Source organism: Ferrovibrio sp. GW821-FHT12D07 (assembly GCF_058807275.1).
The window spans coordinates 1-22,870 of sequence record NZ_JBXAQN010000003.1 but is presented as its reverse complement, the minus strand read 5'-3'; the positions used below and the strand labels follow the sequence as shown (position 1 = coordinate 22,870).

Sequence of the window (22,870 nt, the reverse complement as noted above, 5' to 3'; positions counted from 1 at the left end):
ATGTTCTTTGGTCCCGTGCCGGTGCGCGAGGCGGCCGGCGGCATCCTTGGCCACAGTTTGAGTGCCGGCAGCGAACGCTTCCGCAAGGGCCGCCTGCTCAGCGCCGAGGATGTGGCCGCACTGGAAAAGGCCGGCCATGCCAGCATCTACATCGCCCGTCTCGATGACGGCGACATGCCCGAAGATGAAGCCGCGCGCCGCATCGCCACCGTGCTGGCCGGTCCGCAGACGCGCACCGCCGCCGCGTTCACCGGCCGCGCCAATCTCTATGCCGAAAACGCAGGCCTTGCCCGCATCGACACCGCGCGACTGGATGACCTGAACCAGCTCGACGAGGCATTGACGGTGGCAACCGTCGCCGATTACGAGCCGGTCGAGGCTGGCCAGATGCTGGCCACGGTGAAGATCATTCCCTTTGCCGCGCCGAAGACGGTGATTACCGCCGGCGAAGCGCTGCTCCGCGACGGCGCGCCGCTGGTGCAGGTCGCGCCTTTCCGCGCACAGAATTTCGGCCTGGTGATGACCCGCGTGGGCAGCACCAAGGACAGCGTGCTGACCAAGACCGAGCAGGCCGTGGCGCAGCGTCTGGCGCAATTCGGCAGCCGCATCGGCGGCACGACAATCGTCGATCATGATGCTGCCACCGTTGCCGCCGCGATTGCCGAGCTGAAGGCACAGGATTGTGCCCCCATACTGGTCTTCGGCGCCTCCGCCATCGTCGACCGGCTGGATGTCGTGCCGGCCGGGCTGGTGCGCGCCGGTGGCGCGGTTGTGCATTTCGGCATGCCGGTCGATCCGGGCAACCTGCTGATGCTGGGGCAGTTGCAGAGTGTCCCGGTGGTTGGAGTGCCGGGCTGTGCCCGGTCCCCCAAACTGAACGGCTTCGACTGGGTTCTGCAGCGTCTTTGCGCCGATCTGCCGATCGGCCGCCGCGATCTGATGCGCATGGGTGCCGGTGGCCTGCTGAAGGAAATCCCGACCCGTCCCATGCCCCGCGATCACGGGCCGCGCAGCCTCGACGCCGAGGCAACCCCGGTTGCCGCCGCGCCCCGGCGCCCCCGGATCGGCGCCCTGATCCTGGCCGCCGGCCTGTCGCGGCGTTTTGGCGAAGGTCACAAGCTGCTGGCCGATCTGGATAGCAAGCCGGTGGTCCGCCATGTGGTCGAGGCGATCCGGGCCTCGTCGGCTGACCCTGTGCTGCTGGTGACCGGCCATGAGGCCGACGCGGTTGCCCGGGCAGCGGGCAGCGGCGTGAAGATTATCCACAATCCCGCCTATGCCGATGGCCTGGCTTCGTCGCTGCGCGCCGGTCTGACCGCCCTGCCGCCCGGTCTGGATGGCGTTCTGGTCTGCCTGGGCGACATGCCCGATGTGCGGACGGAGACGCTGGAGGCCCTGATCTCGGCCTTCAATCCTGTCGAGGGCCGAGCGATCTGCCTGCCCGTTCTGAGCGGCAAACGCGGCAATCCGATGCTCTGGGGCCTGCAATTCATGCCCGATCTGCTGCGGCTGGATGGCGATACGGGCGCCCGCAGCCTGTTCCTGCCGCATGCGGAATGGGTCTGCGAGGTGCCTGTGGACGACCCGGGCATCCTTTTGGATTACGATACGCCGGCTGCGCTGGCATCTCGTGGGGTTACCGACTCTTAACCGCAAGTCATTGGCTTAAAGCCAATATTATACACAACTATGACATTAACTATGTCGTGCGGCTTTCTCCATTCCGGGGAATTTGCCATAGTGTGCGGGCTGCGGGGGGCATCTATACAGCTGTTATAGCCGTGTCTTTTGCCGCCCTCTCCACGACCGTTACCGGAGAAAGCGACAGTTTCTATGAGTGAAGCACTACAGAACCAGGCCTCGTCCGACGACGAGAAGATGTTCACCGATTTTGACCGCCTGGTACGCGGCAAGATTTTCGGTGGCCGCCTGGCCTCCGTCATCCAGTTCGTCAACCCGAAGACGTTCGAGCGCAACCGCGAGAGCTACAACATCGTTGTGCACTCGATCCGGTCCCTCATGTCGAAATACGAGGGCACGTTCTACACGCTGCACGACTATTCGATCGTGTTGTTCGTGCGCCTGTCCGAACGCTTCTTCGACCAGACCTTCGAAAAGCTGGTGCTGGAGATCGATGACATCCTGACCCGCAACAACGTCGCCATCGGCCTGACCCCTGAGGAAGCCGAGAACGCCGTCCGCTGGTATCGCTTCGACAGCCAGTTCGAAGACCTGCAGGAACTGATGGATGTCATCCAGCAGCGCTTCCGCGTCTTCTCCGAACGCCGCAAGCGCCTGCTGGCCAAGGCTGGCACCGCCCAGGGTCAGGGCGAAGGCCTGCCGCTGACGCCCGGCGCGCTGCAGCAGATCGACGACATCCTAAAGAAGGCAGACGTCTCGACCTTCATGAAGCGCCAGCCGGTGGCGCTGTGCTTCGGCAACCAGCCTCCCAAGCCGATCTTCCAGGAAATCTTCGTCGGCGTGAACGAATTGCGTCAGGCGATTGCGCCGAACGTGAACCTGCGCGGCGCGCGCTCGCTGTTCCATCACCTCACCCGCACGCTGGATACCCGCGTTTTCCGCGCCCTGCTTGATGGCTACGTCACCCGCAACAGCGGTCCGTTCAGCATCAACATGAATGTCAGCACCGTGCTGAGCGACACCTTCCGCGATTTCGACAGCCGCATCGGCAATATCGTGAAGAAGGAACAGATCATCATCGAGCTGCAGCGCTACGATGTGTTCTGGGACTACAACGAATACCTGCTGGCTTCGGAATTCCTGCATAACTCTGGCTATCGCATGCTGATCGACGGCATCACGCCCGACCTGCTGCAGCTGTTCGGCCGCAAGGAACTGAAAGCCGACTTCATCAAGCTGTTCTACTTCAAGGACCATCACGATCAGTGGATCGACAAGGACCTGGCCAGCAAGATTTCCGAAGCCGACGCCAACCGTGTGATCATGGCGCGTTGCGAGACCGAGGAAGCCATGAAGGCCGGCCTGGCCGCCGGTATCCGCCTCTTCCAGGGCTGGCATATCGACAACATGATCCGCGCCTCGCGCGAAGTCGTCAGCTGAAGCGCTCCGGCGCTTCAGCCCTTCTAACCGTCATATCGAGTAAGGAATCAGAGCATGTGGAACCGCTCCGGCCCGCGCCCCAACCAGACCGAGAACACCGTGACGGAAGTTGTCCGCGCCACCACACCCGCTCCGGCTGCAGCCACCGCTGCCGGCAAGAAGCCCGTCGCGCCCAAGGATAACGAGCGGATCGAGAAGATCCTGGCGAGCATCGCCATCGACACGTCGCAGACCTTCAATGCGATGCTGGATTCGTTGATGGGCGAACGCCCGATGACGAGCTATGAAAGCAATCAGACGCGCGACTTCATCGTCACCGTGTTTGACGACATCCGGCAAGAAAGCAACCGCGACGCCGTGATCCTGGCCCGCAAGTTTGCCGATATGTGCATGCGCGCCGCCGACCAGCTGAACGACAACCATCAGCGCACTGTCGCCCGCTGTGTGTCGGAGCTGTTCGAGCAGTTCGCCGCCAAGCTCGACCATCGCGAGCCGGCCAACTCCAACTGATCTGAGCCTGTTTAGGCCGCCGGCCGGTAGGCTTCCAGCTCGCGCAGGAAGCTGCTGGCGAGGCGCGCCGACTCCTCACCGGTCGCCGTCTTGAACAGGGCGGCATCCTCGCTGCCCAGCTTGGCCAGCGGACGGATCAGGCCATCGAAGAACATGTAGAATTCCCGATCACCGAAGGGCAGCGCCTGCCCTTCGAACGGCCGCTCGATATAGACATTCGACGACAGGCCCACCGCGGTGGGATCGTGCTGCATCACCTTCATGACCCAGTCACGCCGGCTTTCAAAGACGCGGAAGGCCCGCATCACGCGGGCAACGACCTTGAAGTACAGCTGCTTGGCGCGCGGATCGGCGTAGAAGGCCGCCCAGTCGAGAGACCCGCCGGCAGCCGTGCGCAGCTCTTCCGCCACTGTCGCCGCTTCATCCGCCATCACCTCAACCTCGTCGCCGAACAGCGAGCGGACAAAAAAGAAGTAATTGCCGATCAGGCGGCGGTCAAGCTTGTCTTCGGCGAACACCATATCCAGCGGATGCACCAGCAGGCGGCCGAAGGCATTGATGCGGGCACCACGACTTTCGTCCTCGGCGATCACCTTCATCAGGCCGTCGTAGGACGCACGATAGAAATGATCGTAATCGGCGGCTGTCTTCATCGCCTCGACAAGCTGGCGCAGCGTGTCGACGGTGAAAGGCGCCTTCTGGGCCTGCGTATCGGCGCCCTGAACCAGGGCGTCGAACAGCTTGTTGGCCATCTGTCGGAGGAAATCCGGACCGCGGAGAATCATCGGTGCTTGTCTGCTCTGGCCATCGAATCCATTCTGGGCTCGCCGCAGCTTAAAGGGGTGCCGACAGGGATGCGAGCCTATTCTTGGACGCAGCCGCCACCCCCGAGTCCCGGTATCCCGGCCATTAACCCTCGGTTGCGGGCATGGCCGCAGGGAGGCTACAGTCGCGCCCCGTCAACCGATTGTCCCCTCCCCGTCCATGAGCCTGATCCTCACGCTGTCCTGCCAAGACCGTCCCGGCATCGTCGCCGCCGTGTCCGGTTTCCTCGCCGCCCAGCGTTTCAACATTCGCGATTCCGCCCAGTTCGGCGATGGCGAGACCGGCCTGTTCTTCATGCGCGTGAGCGTCGAGGACCTGGATGCCGGCCCGGATGGCACCGGCCGTCCGCTGGAGCAGGTTCGCGCTGCCTTCGCGCCGGTGGCGGCACCCTTCGAGATGACCTGGGAGTTGCATGACGATCAGGCGCGGCCCCGGGTGCTGATCCTGGTGTCCAAGTTCGGCCATTGCCTGAACGACCTGCTCTACCGCTATTCCATCGATGCGCTGCCGGTGGAGATTCCGGCCATCGTCTCAAACCATCGCGACTGGTACCAGCGCGCCGCCAACCACGACATCCCCTATCACCACTGGCCGGTCACCGCCGCCAGCAAGGCGCGGCAGGAAAAGATGCTGCGCGACCTGATTGATCAGGAACGCATCGACCTGATCGTGCTCGCCCGCTACATGCAGGTGCTGTCACCCGACCTGTGCCGCGACTATGCCGGCCGCATCATCAACATCCATCATTCCTTCCTGCCCAGCTTCAAGGGCGCCAGGCCCTATCAACAGGCGCATGCGCGCGGCGTGAAGCTAATCGGCGCGACGGCGCATTACGTCACCCAGGACCTGGATGAAGGTCCGATCATCGAGCAGGAAGTGGCGCGCGTCGAGCACGGCTATTCGCCGGACCAGCTGGCGGCCGTGGGCCGCGATATCGAAAGCCTGGTGCTGGCACGTGCGGTGAAGTACCACGTCGAACGCCGAATTTTCCTGAACGGACACCGGACCGTGGTCTTCCGCGGCTGACGACTAGTTCGGAATCTGGCGCGGGGCCTGCTGTTCCTGGCGCACTTTGGGCATCGCGGCAGGCGCAGTCGCTTTCACGCCAAACGCCGCCAGTGTTTCCAGCATCACACTGTGATCATAGGGCTTGGCCAGCGCGCGGCTGAAACGGCTGCCCATGAATCCGGCCGTCACCACCTTCTCGTCATACCCGGTCGCCAGGATCATCGGGAAATACGGATCGGCCGTGCGCAATTCTCCGGCAACCTGATCGCCCCGGCCATCGGGCAGGCCGATATCGATGATCGCGGCGGCATACTTGCCAGCGGCCCATAACCGCCGCACATCGGCACAGGTACCCGCCTCATCGATCAGGAAGCCCGCATCCTCCAGATTGCCAGCCACCACGGCCCGCATCAGTGGATCATCCTCGACCAGCAGCAGGCGTGGCTGCGTCATGCCGGCGGCGATGCCGCGCTCGCGACCAAGGCTTTCAGTCACCACCAGAACCGAGGTTTCATCCGGCACCATGGCCGTTTCAGTTTCCTGCACTGGATCTTCTGCGGTGAAGGTCACGGTGATGCGGGTGCCGATCGAGGTCGGCTCGATAGTCAGGGCGCCGCCGATCTTCTCGATCATCGCCATGACGATCTTGCTGCCGATCCCCTTGCTCTTGCGCCAGGCCGCCTCGTCGATACCGATACCGTCATCCTCAACCTGCACCGCGATCAGGTCATTGTTGCGTTCGGCTTTCACCCGGATCGCACCGCCGCCATTGGGATAGGCATGCTTGAGCGCATTGATCACCAGTTCGGTGACCAGCAGGCCGACCGGAATGGCGAAATCGGTGCCGATGCGGGTCTGACTGGCCAGGAATTGCAGCGAGCTGCCGCCCTCATCCCCGGACTGGCGCAAATCCTCCACCAGGCTGAGCAGATAATCAGCCAGATCGACGTAGCGTACATCGGCCGAGCTGTAGAGGCGTTTGTGTACGCGCGCCACGGCGGCGACACGCTTGTAGGCATCCAGCAGAATCTGCGCTGCCCGCGTATCGGCCTGCGCCGCGCTCTGCACCTGCAACAGGCTGGCAACGAGCTGCAGGCTGTTGGAGACGCGATGGTTCACTTCATGGATCAGGACCGCGCGTTCATTGGCCAGGGCCTCGAACCGGTCGCGCGACTCCCGCAGCTCGGTCTCAGCCTTTTCGCGCAGGCGGCGCTGCTGACGAACCTCGATGGCCGAGGCGATGGCCGCCCGCAGCAGGGCAAGGAATTCCGGGCCGGCATCCTTGATTACGTAGTCGGTGGCGCCGGCCTTCAGGGCCGAGACCGCCACACGGCCTTCGGATTCACCCGTGACATACACCACGGGCGGCGGATCGGGCAGCGTGATAATGGCGGCCAGGGTTTCCAGGCCGGTCTGCTCCGGCATGTGATGATCCAGCGCCACCACATCGATGGCGCGGTTCTGCCGGATACGCGCGATCCCTTCGGCACCGCTGGTTACGGTCTCGACCTGATAGCCGTTGCGCTCGAAATCCTTCTGCACCAGCCGGCACAGGCCGGCATCGTCATCGATATAGAGCAGATATGGGCGGGGTGCTGTCATGGGATCAGGCTGTCTCTGGAACCTGCATCACCATGAAGAACAAGCCCAGCTGGCGGATGGCCTGGGCAAAATTCTCGTAGTTGACCGGCTTGGTGACATAGACGTTGCAACCCAGATCGTAGCAGCGCTGGATTTCCGTCTTGTCGTCGGTCGTGGTGAGCACCACCACCGGCGTGCGACGCAAGCCGGCATGGTCTTTGATCCGTTTCAGGATATCGACACCGGACATGTCTGGCAGGTTGAGATCGAGCAGCACCAGGAAGGCGCCGCCATGACCGCCGGTATCGCCATCGCCGATCCTGACCAGATACTCGATGGCCGGGCCACCGGAGGCGAAATGCACAATCTGGTTGCTGACGCCGGCGCGGCGGATGTTCTTCTCGATCAGCCGGGCATGACCTTCGTCATCCTCGACCATCACGATGGTGACTGCGTTCTGCTCACTCATCCGTCTTCCCCGAAAACCCGATACTCCGCCGATGCCAGCGGCACGGCGGAACAGATTGAAGGTGCGGTCTTTGTCGGCCCGTGCGATGTCGCGACGATTGTCCGCGACATGCAGCAGAACAGGCAGGCCGGGGTCCGGACGCAGAACTGCCGTTCCATTCCCCGATTTTTATTCCGCCCGCATTTTCGTGCATTGTCAACGAGATCGGCGGAAATTCGTTCCATGCCCGGCCGCAGGACGCGTCCCGCGCCAGAGGCCCGCCTATTCCAGGGCTTCGCTGCCCAGACTTTTGGCCAGCTTCTTCAACAGGCGGTTCAGGGTTGCCCGTTCGGCCGGCGACAGGCCGGCCACGATATTCTTCTCGTGCAGCGTCACCTTGGTCATCAGTTCGGTCAGCAGGGCCTCACCGGCCGGGCTGAGCGACAGCGCATACGTGCGGCGGTCGTTCGCGGTGCGGTGGCGCTGGATCAGGCCCTTCTTTTCCAGCTGGTCGAGTGCCGGAGTCAGCGTCGACTTGTCGACGCCCACACCACGACTGAGGTCGGTCTGGTTGATGCCCGGATTGGCCCGTAACAGCACCAGGAGACTGAAGCGACCGGGCGTCAGGCCGCCCATACGGGCCGCCAGCCCCCCACCCACCACCTGGATGAAGTTCTCGAACACCGCCACCTGGGCGATGCGCAGGTTATAGCCGTACAGGCCCGGCAGCGGCCCCCGATCGAGCTTGCGATCCAGCTTGCGACCGGGTTCGGCCTTGCGGGCAGTCTTGATGGTGGAAACGGGCTTGCGTGCCATCAGTCCATATGGCCTGGCAGATAGAGGGCAATGGCCGGGAACAGCACCAGCAGGGCCAGACGAATCAGGTCGACAAGAATGAACGGCATCACGCCCTTGTAAATCTCCCACAGAGGGATGTCACGGGCGATGGAGTTGATGACGAACACATTGATGCCGACCGGCGGCATCACCATGCCCAGCGTGGTGACCATGACGATGATGACGCCGAACCAGATCGGGTCGAAGCCCAGCTGCATCATCACCGGATAGATGATCGGCACTGTGACCAGGATGATCGCCAGCTCGTCCATCAGCGCACCCAGGATCAGGTACATGATCAGGATCAGCACCAGCACGCCATAAGGTCCGATCGGCAGCGCGGTGAGAAAATCGCTCACCTTCTGCGGCGTCTGGGTGATCACCAGGAAATAGCCGAACAGGAAGGCGCCAACCACGATGGTGAAAATCGAGCCGGCGGTGCGCACGGCTTCGACCAGGCTGGCCTTGATCTCCTCCCAACCGAGCCGGCCGCGCAGGATGCCGATGATCAGCGCACCGCAGGCGCCGCAGCCGGCGGCTTCCGTGGCGGTGAACACACCGCCATACATGCCACCGACAATGCCACCAAACAGCAGCACGGTGGCCCAGATGTCGCGCAGCGAGGCGATCTTCTCGGCAAGGCTGAACTTGGGCCCGCGCGGCAACAGTTCGGGCTTCAGCATGCCGATAAGCTGGATCACGATCATGTACAGCACGACCGCCAGCAGGCCGGGCAGGATACCCGAGATGAACAGCTTGCCGATATCCTGCTCGGTGAGGATGCCGTAGAGCGCGAAGATCACCGAGGGCGGGATCATGATCCCAAGCGTGCCGCCAGCCGCGATGATGCCGGTGGAAAAACCCGGGTGATAGCCGCAGCGCCGCATCTCGGGCAGCGCCACGCTGGTCATGGTGGCGGCTGTCGCTACCGAGGAGCCGTTGATGGCGGCAAAGCCGGCGCAGGCGGCAACTGTTGCCATGCCCAGCCCGCCGCGGCGATGACCGAGCCAGGCCTCACCGGCGCGGAACAGCTCGCGGCTCATGCCGGCGGCCGTGGCAAACGCGCCCATCAGGATGAACATCGGAATGACGGCCAGATCGTAATCAGTGGCAATGCGGATGGGAGACTGCGCCAGCAGGTTCATCGCCGGCTTCATGGCCGCCAGGATGCCGAAGCCGCCGACGCCGACGATGCCCATGGCGACGCCAACCGGAATGCGCAGCATCATCAGGATGAACAGGACGACAAAGCCGCCAACGGTGACGAAATCCTGATCCATGCTCAGGCTCCCTTGCCGTCGGCGGTGCCATGCACCAGCCGGATGAGCCGCATCAGCAGAAGAATGGTGGCCAGCGCAATGCCCAGGGCCGCCACGGCGTGGAAGGGCCAGACCGGCAGGCGCAGGTCGAAGGTCTGCTCGTTGCTGGCATAGACGCTCAGCACCTTGCTTTCCAGCATCCAGGCGAACAGCCCCATGAAGACCAGCGTGATCACGGTGGCGGTAATGTCGATTATGCGCTTGCCCCAGGCCGGCGCCATCTCCCAGAAACCGTCGACCTGGATATGGCGGTTGTGGAAGCCGGCCAGCGCAATGCCCCAGAACATCGCGGTGCCGAGCAGCAGACGGGAAATGTCATAGGCATCCGGCAGGCCGTAATTGAACAGCCAGCGCAGCATGACGGCGACAAAGGTCAGCATGGCGATCGCGCCCAGCAATACGCCGGCGATCAGCTCGACCTTGTTGACGAAGCGGTCCATGGGCAGTCCCCCCTGCCGAAACAAAAAACATGGCTGCGGCAGCCGGAGCCGCCGCAGCCATTATTCACGCGCCGGTCAGAAGGCGGCGGCGTTGCGCTTCTTCAACTCGGCCTTCAGCTCGGTCAGGGCCTGCTCGCCGTTGACGCCGGCTTTCTTGGCATCTTCATACCAGGCCTTGGTCATCTCGTCGGCCACCTTGCGCCAGGCCGCCATGTCGGCATCGCTCGGCTTCACGCCTTCATGACCCGGCAGCGCCAGCATCTTGGCTTTGCCGGCGGCTTCGGCATCCGACCACTTGGTGTTGACCTTCTCCGACCAGTCGGACGTGCAATGCTCGTCTAAGGCCTTCTTCTGGGCCGCCGACAGCTTGCCGTAAGTGGCCTTGTTCACCGCCAGCACGAAGTTGCTGATATAGAGCGGCGCGTCCATGTGGTACTTCACCACCTTGTCGATGCCGAAGATGAACAGGCTGTCCCACGGGAAGGTGATGGCATCGGCGACGCCGCGCTCCAGCGCCTCACGCGATTCCGGCGCCGTCACCTGCACATTGGTGCCGCCGGTCAGCGTCACCAGGCGCGCCACGGTGGCATTGCCCGGACGGATCTTCAGGCCCTTCACATCGTCGGGCTTGGTGATCTTGGTCTTGCCATGGAAGGTGCCTGGGTCATGAACGAAGGTCATGCAGACCTTCACATCCGCCATCTCCTTCTCGGCATATTTGCGATACCAGGAATCGATCGCCGCCGAACCGCTCTTGCCATTCGAGAACAGGAAAGGCAACTCGCTGCCGGCAATGACCGGGAAGCGGCCCGGCGTATAGCCCGGGTTCACATAGGTGATATCGGCCACGCCATCGCGCGCCATGTCATAGTGATCCTTCGCCTGGCCAAGCTGCTGCGCCGGGAAGATCTGGGTCTTCACGGTGCCATTGGTCGCCTTCTCCAGTGACGCACTCCATTCCTGCCATGCCGGATGCAGCGGATGCGCCGGCGGCAGCCAGTGACCCAGACGCAGCGTGACCGCTTTGTCCTGCGCGACAGCCGGAGTCGCAACCGGCAACGCCGCCGCCAGCCCGATTGCTGCGACTGCACAGGCATAGAAATGCTGTTTTAACGCCATTGTTTGTTTCCTCCGCTTGCAGGCAGCTCTCGTCCGGAGCCGTCCTTTTTTGTCTGCATAAAAATGCTAGCAGCCCCGCCCAGACGCTGTCCATCGGATTTTGTTGGATGCCAAACTAATTCCTTGACGATCCTGGGAGTGCGCGTCAGATTTCGCCCCAGTGGGAGGACAATGATGGAACGCTCTTTCGCGAAAGAGATTGAATCGCTGCGGTTGGGCGATGGCGACACCTTCCGGGGCGAAGGCATCCTCGCCGTCACCAAGGCGCTGCTGCAGTCGGGCGTTTCCTATGTCGGTGGCTATCAGGGCGCGCCGGTCTCGCATCTGGTCGACGTGCTGGTGCAGGCGCAGGATATCCTCGACGATCTCGGCATCCATCTGGAAACCTGCACTAATGAGGCTTCGGCCGCCGCCCTGCTCGGCGCCTCCATTCATTATCCCGCGCGCGGCTGCGTCACCTGGAAATCCATCGTCGGCACCAATGTGGCGTCTGACGCACTGAGCAATCTTTCTTCCGCCGGCGTCACTGGCGGTGCGCTGATCGTGATCGGCGAGGATTACGGCGAAGGCGCCAGCGTGATCCAGGAGCGCAGCCACGCCTATGCGATGAAATCGTCGATGTGGCTGCTCGATCCGCGCCCTGATCTGCCGACCATCACCAAAAGCGTGGAAGATGCCTTCGAGCTGTCGGAAATCTCCAATACCCCGGTGATGCTGGAACTGCGTATCCGCGCCTGCCATGTCACCGGCAGTTTCCCGGCCAAGACCAACCAGCATGCCAAAGTCTCGCGCAACAGCCGCCTGCCGGGGCCATCCGCGTTCAACTACGACAAACTGGCGCATCCGCCGGCCACCTTCATGCAGGAAAAGCTGAAACTGGAGCAGCGCCTGCCGGCTGCGCGCAAGTTTATCCTTGAGCGCGGCCTGAACGAGACCATGCCGGGTGACCTGTCGGAGATCGGCATCGTCGTGCAGGGCGGGCTCTACAATGCACTGAACCGCGCCCTGATGAATCTCGGCCTGGCCGATGCCTTTGGCAAAAGCCGCGTCCCGACGCTGGTGCTGAACGTCACCTATCCGCTGGTGCCCGAGCAGCTGACGCAGTTCTGCGCCGGCAAGCGCGCCGTGCTGATGGTCGAGGAAGGCTCGCCCGAATACATCGAGCAGGCGCTGCACATGGCCCTGCGCAAGGCCGACATCAACACCCGCGTGCACGGCAAGGGCATGCTGCCGGCGGCGGGCGAATACACCATCGAGACCCTGACCCGCGGCCTGCTGGCCTTCATCAAGACCGAACAGCCGCAGATCGATGTGAGCAGCAGCGAAACCGGTTTCGAGACCGCGCTGGACAACCGTCGCAACGCCCAGGCGCTGATCGGTCCGAACCTGCCGCTGCGGCCGCCGACCTTCTGCACCGGCTGCCCCGAGCGTCCGGTCTTCACCGCGATCAAGCTGGTCGAACGCCAGATCGGCAAGGTGCATGTCGCCGCCGATATCGGCTGCCATGCACTGGCGACGTTTGCACCATTCTCACTGGGCCATTCGATTCTCGGCTACGGCATGTCGCTGGCTTCGGCCGCCGGCGTCGGGCCGATGATGAACACGCGTTCACTCGCCATCATGGGGGATGGTGGTTTCTGGCATAACGGCGTGCTGTCCGGCGTCGCATCCGCGATGTTCAACCGGGGCGACGGCGTGCTGGTGATCATGCAGAATGGTTACACGTCCGCCACCGGCGTGCAGTATATCCCCTCCTCCGCTGGCAACCGCCTCGACGGCCTGGCCAGCGGCTCGGATATCGAAAGCACGCTGAAGGCGCTGGGCGTCAAGTGGGTGAAGCGCCTGCGCTCCTATGGTCTGAAGGACATGACTGCCAACCTGAAGGACGCCCTGACCACCGCCGGCAAGGGCCTGAAGGTAATCATCGCCGAAGGTGAATGCCAGCTCGCCCGCCAGCGCCGCCTGCGCAGCGACGAGGCCAAGGCGCTGAAGTCCGGCGAGCGCGTGGTGCGCACCCGATTCGGCATCGATGACAGCGTCTGCACCGGCGACCATTCCTGCATTCGGCTCAGTGGCTGCCCGTCACTAACCATCAAGCCCAACCCCGATCCGCTTCGCACCGACCCGGTCGCCAGCGTGATCAGCAGCTGCGTCGGCTGCGGCCATTGCGGCGAGGTTGCCCATGCCGCCGTACTCTGCCCCTCCTTCTACAAGACCGAGATCGTGCATAACCCCGGCTGGTGGGATCGCCTCAGCGACCGCCTGCACCGCACGGTGATCGGCTGGCTGAACGGCAAGCCGGCCGCAGCCGCACCGCAGATCGCAGCGGGAGAATAAGCATGGCCGCCACTCGTCCCCTCTGCATCCTGATCGCCGCCATGGGCGGCGAAGGCGGCGGCGTGCTGACCAACTGGATCGTCGAGACGGCTGAACGGCTGGGCTATCCGGTGCAGGCAACCTCGATCCCCGGCGTCGCCCAGCGCACCGGCGCCACCACCTATTACATCGAGCTGTGGCCCGAACAGACCATGCAGCAGCCGGTCATGTGCCTGAACCCAATGCCGAGCCAGGTTGACGTGATGATTGCCAGCGAGTTCGTCGAGGCCGGCCGCGCCATCGCCAACGGCTTTGTCTCACCCGATCGCACCCTGCTGATCGCTTCCACCCATCGCGTCTTCGCCGTGGCCGAGAAAAGCGCCATGGGCGATGGCCGCTACGACACCGGCAAGCTGTTCCGCGCCGCGCAGGATTTCGCGCAGCAGACCATCCTGTTCGACATGGACCAGGCGGCGAAGGACGCCGGCTCGATCCTCAACGCCGTACTGCTCGGCGCGCTCGCCGGCTCCGGTGTGCTGCCAATCCCGGCGCAGGCTTTCGAAGATGGCATCCGCACTGAAGGCAAGGCTGTGGAGAGCAATATCGCCGGCTTTCGCTTCGGCCTTTCGCATGGCCAGGGCGAACTGGCCGAACGTCAGGCCCGTGCCGCCGCACTTCCCCAGGTCAGCAGCGCTGGTGTACTGGCCGATCGTATCGGCCGCCTGCCCGAAGCCGCGCGCCGTCTGGCCACCGAAGGCGTGAAGCGCCTGATCGATTACCAGAGCGTGGCCTATGCCCAGCTCTATCTCGACCGCCTCGACGCCATTGCCAGGACCGGTGACGCACTGCTGACCAGTGAAGTCGCCCGCCATCTGGCCCTGCGCATGAGCTTCGAGGATGTCATCCGCGTGGCGCAGCTCAAGCTGAAGCCTGAACGCTTCGCCGCCATCGAGCGCGAGATGCGCGTGAAGGACGCCCAGCCCTATGCGGTGGCGGACTATGTGAAGCCCGGCATTGAGGAGATCGCCTCGCTGCTGCCGCCGGCACTGGCGAACTGGGTGATCGCCCTCAGCATCCGCAAAGGCTGGATCGAGACCGTGCATTTCGGCATGACCGTGCAGTCCAACCGCCTCGGTGGTTACCTGCGCTTCCGCCTGCTGGCAGCGTTGCGCGTCTGGCGCCCGCGCAGCTTCCGCTACGCAGAAGAGCAGCAGCGCATCGGCGACTGGCTCGACCTGATCCTGGCCGCCGCCGCCAAGGATGCCGCACTGGCGCGTGAGATCGCGGACTGCGCCCGGCTGATCAAGGGCTATGGCGATACCTTCAAGCGCGGCGTGAACAACTTCACCATGATCCGCGAGCGCGTGATCCTGCCGGCGCTGGATGGCCGGCTGCCGAGCGCACGCGCCACCGAAGCTGTCGTGCAGGCGCGCACCGCCGCACTGGCCGATCCGGAGGGGCAGTCGCTTGGCAATACGCTGGCTGATTTCGAGGCCGGTCTGAAAGCGCTTCCCCAAGCAGCGGAATAACTGGCAGCAGAATGAAAAAGGGCGGCTGAGAAGCCGCCCTTTCCTGTTGATGCAACCGCCCTTACGTGGTCGGCGATGCGTATTTCACCGTGCAGCCATAGGGCCGCGAGGTGGCGACACTCACCGGCTTGCCCTGGACGATTTCGCTCAAGGCCGCATCGACGTAGTTCTTGGCGCCAGCCAGATCGTCGACACGGGTCGATGCCTTGTCATCGATGCCGCCGGCATAGGCCAGCTTGCCGTCTTTGCCGATCACATACATATGCGGCGTGACCTGCGCGCCATAGGCCCGCGCGATCTGGCTCTTGGGATCGAGCAGAACATTGGACGGCGCTGCGCCACGATCAGTGGTCAGCTTGTTGGCCTGGGCGGCATCGACATAGCCCTGTTCACCGACCGGCGACGACACGACGGTCAGCCAGACTACGTCCTGCGCGGTCCACTTCTTCTGCAGGGCCTGCATGTTATTGCCGGTGTAATGCTTCTTCACGAAGGGGCAGTCATGGTTGGTCCATTCCAGCACCACGGTCTTGCCCTTCAGGTCGGCGAGCGACACGGTCTTGCCGTTGGTGTCCTTGACATTGAAGGCCGGTGCCGGCTGTCCGATCTGAACGCCGCCATTGGCGGTGGCGAACTGCGGCAGGGCGAAAGCCGCCGCTCCGATCAGGCTGGCAGAGAGCAGAATACGACGCGTAACAGTCATGGCTTTACACTCCTTGTTGGGTTGGAGAGAGACGCACTTTTCTCAGACTGACCGCGAGACCCGATGCGGTCGATGGAATCAAGGTGCTCCAGCACGATGGCCGGAGTGAGAATCTGCGGCAGCACGACGCTCTGCCCGTTGGCATAATAGAGATAGAGCGGCACGCCGCTGCGGCCATTCTGTTCCAGGATGCTGGTGATCTCGGGGTCCTGGTTGGTCCAGTCGCCTTTCAGATAGGCGATGTTTCGGTCGCGGAAAGCAGTCTGCACGCTATCGGTGGCAAGCGCCGTGCGTTCGTTGACCATACAGGTGATGCACCAGGCGGCCGTCATGTTGACAAAGACCGGGCGTTTCTCGGCCAGCAGCGCATCCAGCTTCTGTCGACTGAAGCTTTCTACATTACCACCAGCCTGCACGACCTGCGCACCGGCCTGCACCGGATCGCGCGTCACGCCAGCCAGCGCCGCGCCGGTGGCGATGATGGCAATGGCCGCAAAAGCCGTGGCCCAGCGGCCACGCAGATTCCACGACCAGGCGGCCGCCGCCAGCAGCACCAGCCCAAGCATCGCCGCCAGCAATCCGGTCTGGCCGACCTGCTGGCTCAGCACCCAGATCAGCCAGGCGACAGTGGCATAAAGCGGGAATGCGAGGGCCTGCTTCACCCGCTCCATCCACAGGCCGGGGCGCGGCAAGCGTTCGGCCAGTTGCGGGATGACAGTGAGCGCGAGGAACGGCAGCGCCAGACCGAAACCGAGCGCGAGGAACACCGCAATGCCGATGATCGCCGGCTGCGTGAGCGCGAAGCCGACGGCAGCGCCCATGAACGGCGCCGTGCAGGGTGTGGCGACCACAGCCGCCAGGATACCGGTGAAGAACGAGCCCTGATAGCCGCCGCGTTGCGCCAGCCCCTCGCCGATCCCGGCAAAGCGTCCGCCGATATGGAACACACCTGAAAGACTGAGCCCCATGGCGAACAGCAGATAGGCCAGCAGCGCCACCACCAGCGGCATCTGCAACTGAAAGCCCCAACCGATCTGGGTGCCAGCCGAGCGCAGGCCAAGCAGGATGCCGGCCAGAGCAGCAAAGCTGAGCAACACGCCGAGCGTATAGGCGATGCCGTGGCGACGCATGCGCGCGCGCCCCTCACCTGCATGCCGCACCAGCGCCAGAATCTTTATCGACAGCACCGGGAAGACGCAGGGCATGAGGTTCAGCACGATGCCACCGAGCAGCGCCAACACGGCCGCCTGCAGGATCGTCAGCCAGTCGGCTGTCTGCGTCATCGGCGCAGATACGGGAATGCCGGCCAGTTCGAAGGCCTGGCGCTGCTGCGTGCCGCCGGTGTCTTCGGTCAGCACCAGCAGGCCGCCGCTCTGCTTGGGGAGTTCGGCAGCAGCATAGGTGCTGCGCTTCAACCGCAGCGACAGTTCATCGCGATCCACAGTCAGCGGCTGCGCGGCAGCATGCTCGATCAGCGTCTCGCTGTCGGGCAGGAAAACGGCTTTGCCGATCCGGTCCGCCTTCAGGCCCGGTGCTGCAACGCGCAGCACATAGCCATTCGCATCCGGTTCCAGCCGCGCCTGCCAGGGCGACGGCTGCGCCAGTTGCATGCGCGCTGCATCGAAGGCGGCCATCGTATCAGGATTGCGCGTGCCATTCCCGGCAGGCAGCGTCGTGGTCAGCATCGCCTCGCCCGGCACGCATTCCTTCTGGCAGACCAGCCAGTTCACATCCGCTTTCAACGGCACGTCGCCGCTCACCTGCGCGGGCGGCGTGATCTGCGTCAGCAGCAGGATCTCGCCCTCGTAGCCGTAGTTGACCAGATGGGCGACCGGAATCTGTTCGGGCACCGGCCAGACAATCGGCCCGGCCCTGTAACCCGGCGGCAGAGTCCATGCGATCTCGGTGGCCAGACCAGAGTCGCCCGGATTGCGCCAGTAGGTATGCCAGTGCGGCGCCATCTGCAGGCGCACGCCAACCCAGAAGGGTTCGCCGCCGCGCACATCCTGCGGCTCGGCGATCAGCGCCGCCTTGACCAGCTTGTTGCCGGGCAGCTCCGCCTGCGCGGACGGCGCAAGCAGAATGGCGGCAAGAACGGCCGGCAGGAGGCGGCGGAAAAATCCGGCGAAAGGCATGCCATAAAATTCCCGTAAAACGCCGCGCCGGGCAAGTGATATCGCCTCACAAGGGCGCGAGGCGCGACAGATTTATGACGGGATTCTGCCTAGAACTTCAGCGATACCGAGAAAGCGCCGAACTGGTCGCTGGCATCTTGGGTTTCATACTCGCGCGTGCGCAATACATGCGTGTAGGCGAGACGTACGCCCTCGATCACCACAGCGATACCGAACTGGGTATCGCCGACGAAATGCCGCTTCTCGACGCTGCGGCTGTCGGTAAAGGTATTGCCATCCAGGAAGATGTTGTGCGCCACCGCGCGGCCGTCAACGCCGCCGAACAGATACCAGCCGAAGCCGCCCGGCGCGCGCTCGAAATAGCCCGAACCCGGCAAGCTGGGCTGCACGCGCGGCGGGCCGAAATCGGTGGGCAGGTTCTGGCCGAAGCGCAACATCGCGCCGGTATTGGCATAGGTGTAGACGTTGCCCAGCGCCGCACCGACATGCGGCGTGGCATCGATGGCGAAGTCGGCCGGCAGCTTGAATTCCGGCGACTGCCAGCTCCGCTGGTAGGTGAGCTGCAGCGTCGGCTCGTTCTTGAGCTGCGTATCCCAGCCCTGCGCTTCGGGAGAGTTGACGATGGCGTGGACGAAATCCTGCGATTCATGCGCAAACGACAGCGGACCGACCACGCCGACACTGATCAGCATCTGGTCCAGCACGTTATCGGTGCGCGCCACGAGGCCCATGGAGCCATAGAGCCAGCCGGCATAGGGCCGGTCGCCCGGCGGCGGATTGCGCTGCAGCTTGTCGGACGCGGTGAACATGCTCTGGCCGAAGGCGTATTCGACGCGGATGTCGCTGTGCCAATCGAGCATCGGCACATAGGGCGTCGCATCGCGCAGCCAGGCGGGTTCGTCGCCCTTCGCCGTCATGTAGCTGAAGCGCGCGCCGCTCGTGTAGCGACGGTCGGTGTTGTAGAAAAGATCGTTCTCGATCACCAGGCTGTAGATGCCGCGATCCTCGGGCTTGGGCTGGGGCGGCGGCACTTCGCCCGCGGCGGCCGGCACCGCATCATTCTGCGGCAGGGTTGAAGGCTGGGTCTGGGCCTGGTCCTGCTGCGCGATGGCGGGCGCAGCAAGCAGCACAAGGCCCGCGAGGGCCAGCAGCAGGGAACGGACTGTCATGGAGGGATGTGGCACTGGTGTAAACGACAAGGGGGAACGGCCAGCCTGTCTTGCCCGCCGATTATGGCATGAACGGGGCAGAACAGGTTTCGTTACCATCCCGTCCCCCAATCAGTCATATCCCGGCTTGCTGCGCATACCCTTGACTGCCGCGCGCTTGCCCTTGGATTCCAGCCGCCGCTTCTTCGATCCCAGCGTCGGCCGCGTCGGCCGCCGTGCCTTGGGCACCACGGCCGCCTCACGGATCAGGCTCAGCAGGCGATCCAGCGCATCCTGCCGGTTGCGATCCTGGCTGCGATGCTGCTGGGCGATCAGGATCAGCACCCCATCATTGGTCAGACGGCTGCCGGCCAGCTTTTCCAGCCGCTCTTTCACGTCGTCGGACAGGCCCAGCGACTGCCGCACGTCGAACCGCAACTGCACGGCGGTCGAGACCTTGTTCACATTCTGCCCGCCGGGACCGGAGGCACGGATGAAGGTGGTCTCGATCTCGCGCGGATCGAGGCTGATGCGATGGGTGACCCGAATCATGGCGTCAGGCTACCGGGCCCTTTCGGGCTTTGACAGCGATGCCGCCGGTGCAATGCGGGCCTAGTCATGCCTTATCCATCCTTATTGCCCCCTTATTTGTCCTTATCGGAGGCTTATTGGTCGTTATTCGATGCTTATTCCGGCTTATCCGGGCTTATTTGCACATTTTCCCTTGCAAAGGGTCCATCAATATGAGAACATTATAGCAACTTCTATCTGGATTTGCAATCCGGATCATTCGTGCACATGCGATAGCATGCCGCAGGGCATAACTGTCCCAATTACGCCGCCGCTGGCTTATGTCCTCGGCATGGCTTTCGACCTTCGTGACGCCCTGCTGCGCAAGCAGGAATTTGAATCCGCCCGGCTCGACGATTTCGAGTTCCGGCTGCGTGGCCGTCGCGTGCGCCTGCTGGCCGAGTGGCTGCAGAGCCGCCTGCCCGATCCGGCCCTGATCGACCCTGCGGCCATAGCCGGCGCCACCGCCGAGAAGGACGATCACGAACTGCTGCGCGATATCGCCGATCTGGCGATACGGCACAGCATCGCCGCCAATGACGTGATGCATGTGTTCGAGCGCTGCGCCGTGATGGCACGCAAGCAACTGGTTGCCGAACGCGGCGACCCGACGCCGCACAGACTGGCTTAAACCTTCACCGCCTGCCGGGCCGGCGCGATCAGCGCCGTCAGCCGGCCAGCCTGGTGGCGGATATCCGAGATCGCCGAGCATTCCAGCAGCGCGCCACGCATCGGCGGGCCGAGCAGGAAGATACCAGGCACGATCCTGTCGTCCCGATCCAGCGCCTCGCCCTGCACTGTCGCGGCCAGTCCCGCCCCCATGCGATGCGGCGCTAGCAGGCCATGCTCCAGCAGCCGGTCGGTCAATCGCGCCTTCCAGTCATAGGGCGTGCGGCGCGGACCGGTGCAGTCGATCACCGTATCGGCCTGCATCTGCTGCAGCTCATCCGTCCCGCGTGGCCGCCATGTCACCATCGTGCCGCTGATGCGCAGCGCACGGCCCTTGTGGACGCGCAACCGGCCTTCGTCTTTCAATTGCTCCAGCAATGCCGCCGTGCTGGGCGGCATGCGGAAGCGATGCACGTCCCATGCGCTGCGCAGATGACGCTGGAAACGGCGCTTCTGGTCATCCGACAGTCCGATCCACAAATCGTTGGTCTGGTGCCGCAGACCTTCGAACACGGCTTGCCAGTCGTCTGGCGCAGCCGCAGAGACGGCATGCCGCAGGCGATGCAGCATGGCGCTCAGCGGCAGGTCGGCATCGGTCTTGTCCAGGCCGCAGGGCCTGGCCACATCGTTGCGCCGCGCTTGCGGCACCATACCGCGCCGTGACAGCACATGAAGCGGACCACGATGCCCGAGCCGGTGCAGCGACAGTACCGTGTCGGCCATGGTGAGGGCCGAGCCGAGGATCAGCACGCCGGCATCGGGCGCAATGGCGCGCAGGCGATCGAGCCGCCAGGGGTCGGTGATCAGACGAGCCGAGGCCAGGCCTTCGATCGGCGGCGCCGGCGCTTCACGCGCACCGACGGCAAGGATGACGACATCGAAATCCACCCGCACGCCATCGGCGGCAATCACACCCAGGCCTGCACTATCCCGCACGATATCGGTGACCGCGCTGCGGCGATGAATCACCGGCAGGTCGCCATGGGTCAGCGCTTTGGCCACATGGGCGACGATGTAACGGCCGAACAACCCGCGCGGCAGATAGCTGTCCGGACCGAAACTATCGGCCTCCGGCCAGCCGTGGTCTGCGCCATGCCGCCGCGCCCAGCGCCAGGCATGATCGGGATCGTCGACCACCAGGCTGGCGCGCGTCGCCACCACATTCAGCAGATGCCAGGGCGCGGCGGCGCCATAGGCAAGGCCGGGACCGATCTCTGCGGCCGGATCATAGACCGTGATCTCGGCAGCGGCGCCCTGGTCGAGCAGCGTGCAGAGCATGGCGGCGCCGCTCAGACCCCCGCCGATGATGGCGATGCGTTTCGCAACCACGCCTAAATCCTCGCGATAGGAATACTAAATTCTCCGGATGCCGGCCGAGGCCTACGGTCGCCCTGCCTGTGCACAGAAAATGGAGAATAACCGTGTCGTCCTTGAAATCCGTCCTTCTTGCCTCGACGCTGCTTGTCGCCGCCGCCATGCCGGCGGCCGCCGAAGTGTCCGAGGTCCGCTTCGCGCGCAACCTCGGCCTGGGCTACCTGCAGCTTTACGTCATGCAGGAAAAAGCCCTGGTCGAGAAACAGGCCGAGAATCTGGGGCTGAAAGGCCTGAAGACCAGCTACAAGCCGATCGGCAATCCCGGCGCCATCAATGACGCCTTGCTGTCTGGTTCTGTTGATTATGGTGCGGCGGGCGTGACGCCCTTCATCATCCTGTGGGACAAGACGCGCAGCAATGTGCAGGTGCGTGCCGTGGCGGCGCTGAACTCGCAGCCGGCCTTCCTCAACACCATCAATCCCAATGTAAAGTCGATCCGCGACTTCACCGAAAAGGACCGCATCGCCTTGCCGACCGTGAAGTTGTCGCTGCAGGCGATCCTGCTGCAGATGGCGGCCGAACAGACCTTCGGTCCGGGCCAGCAGAACAAGCTGGACGGCCTGACGGTCTCGCTGGCGCATCCCGATGGCACCGCGGCGCTGCTGACCGGCCGCACCGAGATCACGGCGCATTTCACCAGCCCGCCCTTCCAGTACCAGCAGCTTCAGGATTCCAAGGTGCATAAGGTGCTGAGCTCCTATGACATCACCAATGGTCCGGCATCCTTCAGCGCCATCTGGACCACCAGCAAATTCCGCAGCGACAATCCGAAGACCTATCAGGCCGTTCTAGCGGCGGTGGAAGAAGCCACAGCCTTCATCAAGGACAACCGCAAGGAAGCGGCCCAGATATTCAACAAGCTGGACATTTCGAAGCTGCCGGAAGAGTTCATCGAAGGCATTCTCGCCGACAAGGACATCATCTTCACAACGGCGCCGCAGAATGTGGAGAAGTTCTCCGACTTCATGAACCGCATCGGCAGCATCCAGGCCAAACCGAACTGGAAGGACCTGTTCTTCCCGGAAGTGCACAATCGTCCAGGCAGCTAACGCCTACCGCCGATCTCTGATAGCATGATGACAAAAAGACGGGGCCGGTCTCGCCAACCGGCCCCTTTCCTTTTGCTGCACCGGGACGGAGGGTGGGAATAACCCCGGCGCAACATGGGAAACCCTTTAGCTGCCCGGCTTGTAGATCTGGTCGAAGACGCCGCCGTCGCCGAAATGCGCCTTCTGGGTCTTGGCCCAGCCGCCGAACT

At 63.7% G+C, this 22,870-nt stretch carries 20 protein-coding genes; 8 read left to right on the top strand and 12 right to left on the bottom strand.

The window, feature by feature from the left end; translation table 11 throughout:
* From AC1RRE_RS17930 to AC1RRE_RS17920, 3 genes are all read left to right on the top strand, one after another.
* Complete coding sequence (locus AC1RRE_RS17930) at nucleotides 1–1,650, top strand: NTP transferase domain-containing protein (protein WP_492983017.1); 1,650 nt, start codon at nucleotides 1–3, stop codon at nucleotides 1,648–1,650.
* Nucleotides 1,651–1,833: 183 nt separating this feature from the next.
* Nucleotides 1,834–3,081, top strand: coding sequence for an EAL domain-containing protein (locus tag AC1RRE_RS17925; RefSeq protein ID WP_492983015.1), 1,248 nt, complete (start codon nucleotides 1,834–1,836; stop codon nucleotides 3,079–3,081).
* Nucleotides 3,082–3,135: 54 nt separating this feature from the next.
* Nucleotides 3,136–3,591 (top strand): hypothetical protein, encoded by a 456-nt coding sequence (locus tag AC1RRE_RS17920; RefSeq protein WP_492983013.1) that lies wholly within the window; start codon nucleotides 3,136–3,138, stop codon nucleotides 3,589–3,591.
* Between the two features lie 11 nt (nucleotides 3,592–3,602).
* On the opposite strand, the gene AC1RRE_RS17915 is transcribed toward AC1RRE_RS17920, so the two are convergent.
* Nucleotides 3,603–4,343 (bottom strand): hypothetical protein, encoded by a 741-nt coding sequence (locus AC1RRE_RS17915; protein ID WP_492983011.1) that lies wholly within the window; start codon nucleotides 4,341–4,343, stop codon nucleotides 3,603–3,605.
* A 232-nt stretch (nucleotides 4,344–4,575) separates the two neighbouring features.
* Between AC1RRE_RS17915 and purU the strand changes: the two genes are divergently transcribed.
* Nucleotides 4,576–5,442, top strand: coding sequence for a formyltetrahydrofolate deformylase (gene purU / locus AC1RRE_RS17910; protein WP_492983009.1), 867 nt, complete (start codon nucleotides 4,576–4,578; stop codon nucleotides 5,440–5,442).
* Between the two features lie 3 nt (nucleotides 5,443–5,445).
* Here purU and AC1RRE_RS17905 read toward each other — a convergent pair whose 3' ends face one another.
* The 6 genes from AC1RRE_RS17905 to AC1RRE_RS17880 form a co-directional block, all read right to left on the bottom strand.
* Entirely contained in the window at nucleotides 5,446–7,026 is a 1,581-nt protein-coding gene (locus tag AC1RRE_RS17905; RefSeq protein ID WP_492983007.1) for a response regulator, read from the bottom strand.
* A 4-nt stretch (nucleotides 7,027–7,030) separates the two neighbouring features.
* Nucleotides 7,031–7,474: a response regulator gene (locus AC1RRE_RS17900; protein ID WP_492983005.1), complete on the bottom strand. Its 444-nt coding sequence runs from the start codon at nucleotides 7,472–7,474 to the stop codon at nucleotides 7,031–7,033.
* Between the two features lie 261 nt (nucleotides 7,475–7,735).
* Nucleotides 7,736–8,269 (bottom strand): MarR family winged helix-turn-helix transcriptional regulator, encoded by a 534-nt coding sequence (locus tag AC1RRE_RS17895; protein ID WP_492983003.1) that lies wholly within the window; start codon nucleotides 8,267–8,269, stop codon nucleotides 7,736–7,738.
* Nucleotides 8,269–9,570, bottom strand: a complete 1,302-nt coding sequence (locus AC1RRE_RS17890; protein WP_492983001.1) for a TRAP transporter large permease — start codon at nucleotides 9,568–9,570, stop codon at nucleotides 8,269–8,271. The genes AC1RRE_RS17895 and AC1RRE_RS17890 overlap by 1 nt, the downstream gene beginning before the upstream one ends.
* Before the next feature lie 2 nt (nucleotides 9,571–9,572).
* Complete coding sequence (locus AC1RRE_RS17885; RefSeq protein ID WP_492982999.1) at nucleotides 9,573–10,049, bottom strand: TRAP transporter small permease; 477 nt, start codon at nucleotides 10,047–10,049, stop codon at nucleotides 9,573–9,575.
* Nucleotides 10,050–10,124: 75 nt separating this feature from the next.
* Entirely contained in the window at nucleotides 10,125–11,168 is a 1,044-nt protein-coding gene (locus tag AC1RRE_RS17880; protein ID WP_492982997.1) for a TRAP transporter substrate-binding protein, read from the bottom strand.
* Nucleotides 11,169–11,342: 174 nt separating this feature from the next.
* Here AC1RRE_RS17880 and AC1RRE_RS17875 point away from each other — a divergent pair, with 174 nt between their 5' ends.
* Both AC1RRE_RS17875 and AC1RRE_RS17870 read left to right on the top strand, forming a co-directional pair.
* Complete coding sequence (locus AC1RRE_RS17875) at nucleotides 11,343–13,505, top strand: thiamine pyrophosphate-dependent enzyme (protein WP_492982995.1); 2,163 nt, start codon at nucleotides 11,343–11,345, stop codon at nucleotides 13,503–13,505.
* Nucleotides 13,506–13,507: 2 nt separating this feature from the next.
* Nucleotides 13,508–15,013, top strand: coding sequence for an indolepyruvate oxidoreductase subunit beta family protein (locus AC1RRE_RS17870; protein WP_492982993.1), 1,506 nt, complete (start codon nucleotides 13,508–13,510; stop codon nucleotides 15,011–15,013).
* A gap of 61 nt (nucleotides 15,014–15,074) precedes the next feature.
* Here the strand turns inward: AC1RRE_RS17870 and AC1RRE_RS17865 are convergent, their stop codons facing one another.
* The 4 genes from AC1RRE_RS17865 to arfB form a co-directional block, all read right to left on the bottom strand.
* Nucleotides 15,075–15,716, bottom strand: coding sequence for a thioredoxin family protein (locus AC1RRE_RS17865; RefSeq protein WP_492982991.1), 642 nt, complete (start codon nucleotides 15,714–15,716; stop codon nucleotides 15,075–15,077).
* Nucleotides 15,713–17,851, bottom strand: a complete 2,139-nt coding sequence (locus AC1RRE_RS17860) for a protein-disulfide reductase DsbD family protein (protein WP_492982989.1) — start codon at nucleotides 17,849–17,851, stop codon at nucleotides 15,713–15,715. Before AC1RRE_RS17860 ends, AC1RRE_RS17865 begins: the two co-directional genes overlap by 4 nt.
* Nucleotides 17,852–17,940: 89 nt before the next feature.
* Entirely contained in the window at nucleotides 17,941–19,020 is a 1,080-nt protein-coding gene (locus AC1RRE_RS17855; RefSeq protein WP_492982987.1) for a lipid A deacylase LpxR family protein, read from the bottom strand.
* A gap of 111 nt (nucleotides 19,021–19,131) precedes the next feature.
* Nucleotides 19,132–19,551, bottom strand: coding sequence for an alternative ribosome rescue aminoacyl-tRNA hydrolase ArfB (gene arfB / locus AC1RRE_RS17850; protein ID WP_492982985.1), 420 nt, complete (start codon nucleotides 19,549–19,551; stop codon nucleotides 19,132–19,134).
* 310 nt (nucleotides 19,552–19,861) lie between these two features.
* On the opposite strand from arfB, the gene AC1RRE_RS17845 reads away from it, so the two are divergent.
* The gene (locus AC1RRE_RS17845) at nucleotides 19,862–20,200 is read left to right on the top strand and encodes a hypothetical protein (protein WP_492982983.1); all 339 of its coding nucleotides are present in this window, start codon (nucleotides 19,862–19,864) and stop codon (nucleotides 20,198–20,200) included.
* Here the strand turns inward: AC1RRE_RS17845 and AC1RRE_RS17840 are convergent.
* Nucleotides 20,197–21,567 (bottom strand): FAD/NAD(P)-binding protein, encoded by a 1,371-nt coding sequence (locus AC1RRE_RS17840; RefSeq protein ID WP_492982981.1) that lies wholly within the window; start codon nucleotides 21,565–21,567, stop codon nucleotides 20,197–20,199. The genes AC1RRE_RS17845 and AC1RRE_RS17840 overlap by 4 nt on opposite strands.
* A 92-nt stretch (nucleotides 21,568–21,659) precedes the next feature.
* On the opposite strand from AC1RRE_RS17840, the gene AC1RRE_RS17835 reads away from it, so the two are divergent.
* Nucleotides 21,660–22,661: an ABC transporter substrate-binding protein gene (locus tag AC1RRE_RS17835; protein ID WP_492982979.1), complete on the top strand. Its 1,002-nt coding sequence runs from the start codon at nucleotides 21,660–21,662 to the stop codon at nucleotides 22,659–22,661.
* The last annotated feature ends 209 nt before the right edge of the window (nucleotides 22,662–22,870 follow it).

Bases quoted from the DNA above. Each gene is read 5' to 3' on its own strand.
- AC1RRE_RS17925 (WP_492983015.1), top strand. From the start codon at position 1,834: ATGAGTGAAGCACTACAGAACCAGGCCTCGTCCGACGACGAGAAGATG.
- AC1RRE_RS17915 (WP_492983011.1), bottom strand. From the start codon at position 4,343: ATGGCCAACAAGCTGTTCGACGCCCTGGTTCAGGGCGCCGATACGCAG.
- AC1RRE_RS17895 (WP_492983003.1), bottom strand. From the start codon at position 8,269: ATGGCACGCAAGCCCGTTTCCACCATCAAGACTGCCCGCAAGGCCGAA.
- AC1RRE_RS17890 (WP_492983001.1), bottom strand. From the start codon at position 9,570: ATGGATCAGGATTTCGTCACCGTTGGCGGCTTTGTCGTCCTGTTCATC.
- AC1RRE_RS17905 (WP_492983007.1), bottom strand. From the start codon at position 7,026: ATGACAGCACCCCGCCCATATCTGCTCTATATCGATGACGATGCCGGC.
- AC1RRE_RS17920 (WP_492983013.1), top strand. From the start codon at position 3,136: ATGTGGAACCGCTCCGGCCCGCGCCCCAACCAGACCGAGAACACCGTG.
- arfB (WP_492982985.1), bottom strand. From the start codon at position 19,551: ATGATTCGGGTCACCCATCGCATCAGCCTCGATCCGCGCGAGATCGAG.
- AC1RRE_RS17845 (WP_492982983.1), top strand. From the start codon at position 19,862: ATGGCTTTCGACCTTCGTGACGCCCTGCTGCGCAAGCAGGAATTTGAA.
- AC1RRE_RS17855 (WP_492982987.1), bottom strand. From the start codon at position 19,020: ATGACAGTCCGTTCCCTGCTGCTGGCCCTCGCGGGCCTTGTGCTGCTT.
- AC1RRE_RS17875 (WP_492982995.1), top strand. From the start codon at position 11,343: ATGGAACGCTCTTTCGCGAAAGAGATTGAATCGCTGCGGTTGGGCGAT.
- AC1RRE_RS17865 (WP_492982991.1), bottom strand. From the start codon at position 15,716: ATGACTGTTACGCGTCGTATTCTGCTCTCTGCCAGCCTGATCGGAGCG.
- AC1RRE_RS17870 (WP_492982993.1), top strand. From the start codon at position 13,508: ATGGCCGCCACTCGTCCCCTCTGCATCCTGATCGCCGCCATGGGCGGC.
- AC1RRE_RS17880 (WP_492982997.1), bottom strand. From the start codon at position 11,168: ATGGCGTTAAAACAGCATTTCTATGCCTGTGCAGTCGCAGCAATCGGG.
- purU (WP_492983009.1), top strand. From the start codon at position 4,576: ATGAGCCTGATCCTCACGCTGTCCTGCCAAGACCGTCCCGGCATCGTC.
- AC1RRE_RS17860 (WP_492982989.1), bottom strand. From the start codon at position 17,851: ATGCCTTTCGCCGGATTTTTCCGCCGCCTCCTGCCGGCCGTTCTTGCC.
- AC1RRE_RS17885 (WP_492982999.1), bottom strand. From the start codon at position 10,049: ATGGACCGCTTCGTCAACAAGGTCGAGCTGATCGCCGGCGTATTGCTG.
- AC1RRE_RS17900 (WP_492983005.1), bottom strand. From the start codon at position 7,474: ATGAGTGAGCAGAACGCAGTCACCATCGTGATGGTCGAGGATGACGAA.
- AC1RRE_RS17930 (WP_492983017.1), top strand. From the start codon at position 1: ATGTTCTTTGGTCCCGTGCCGGTGCGCGAGGCGGCCGGCGGCATCCTT.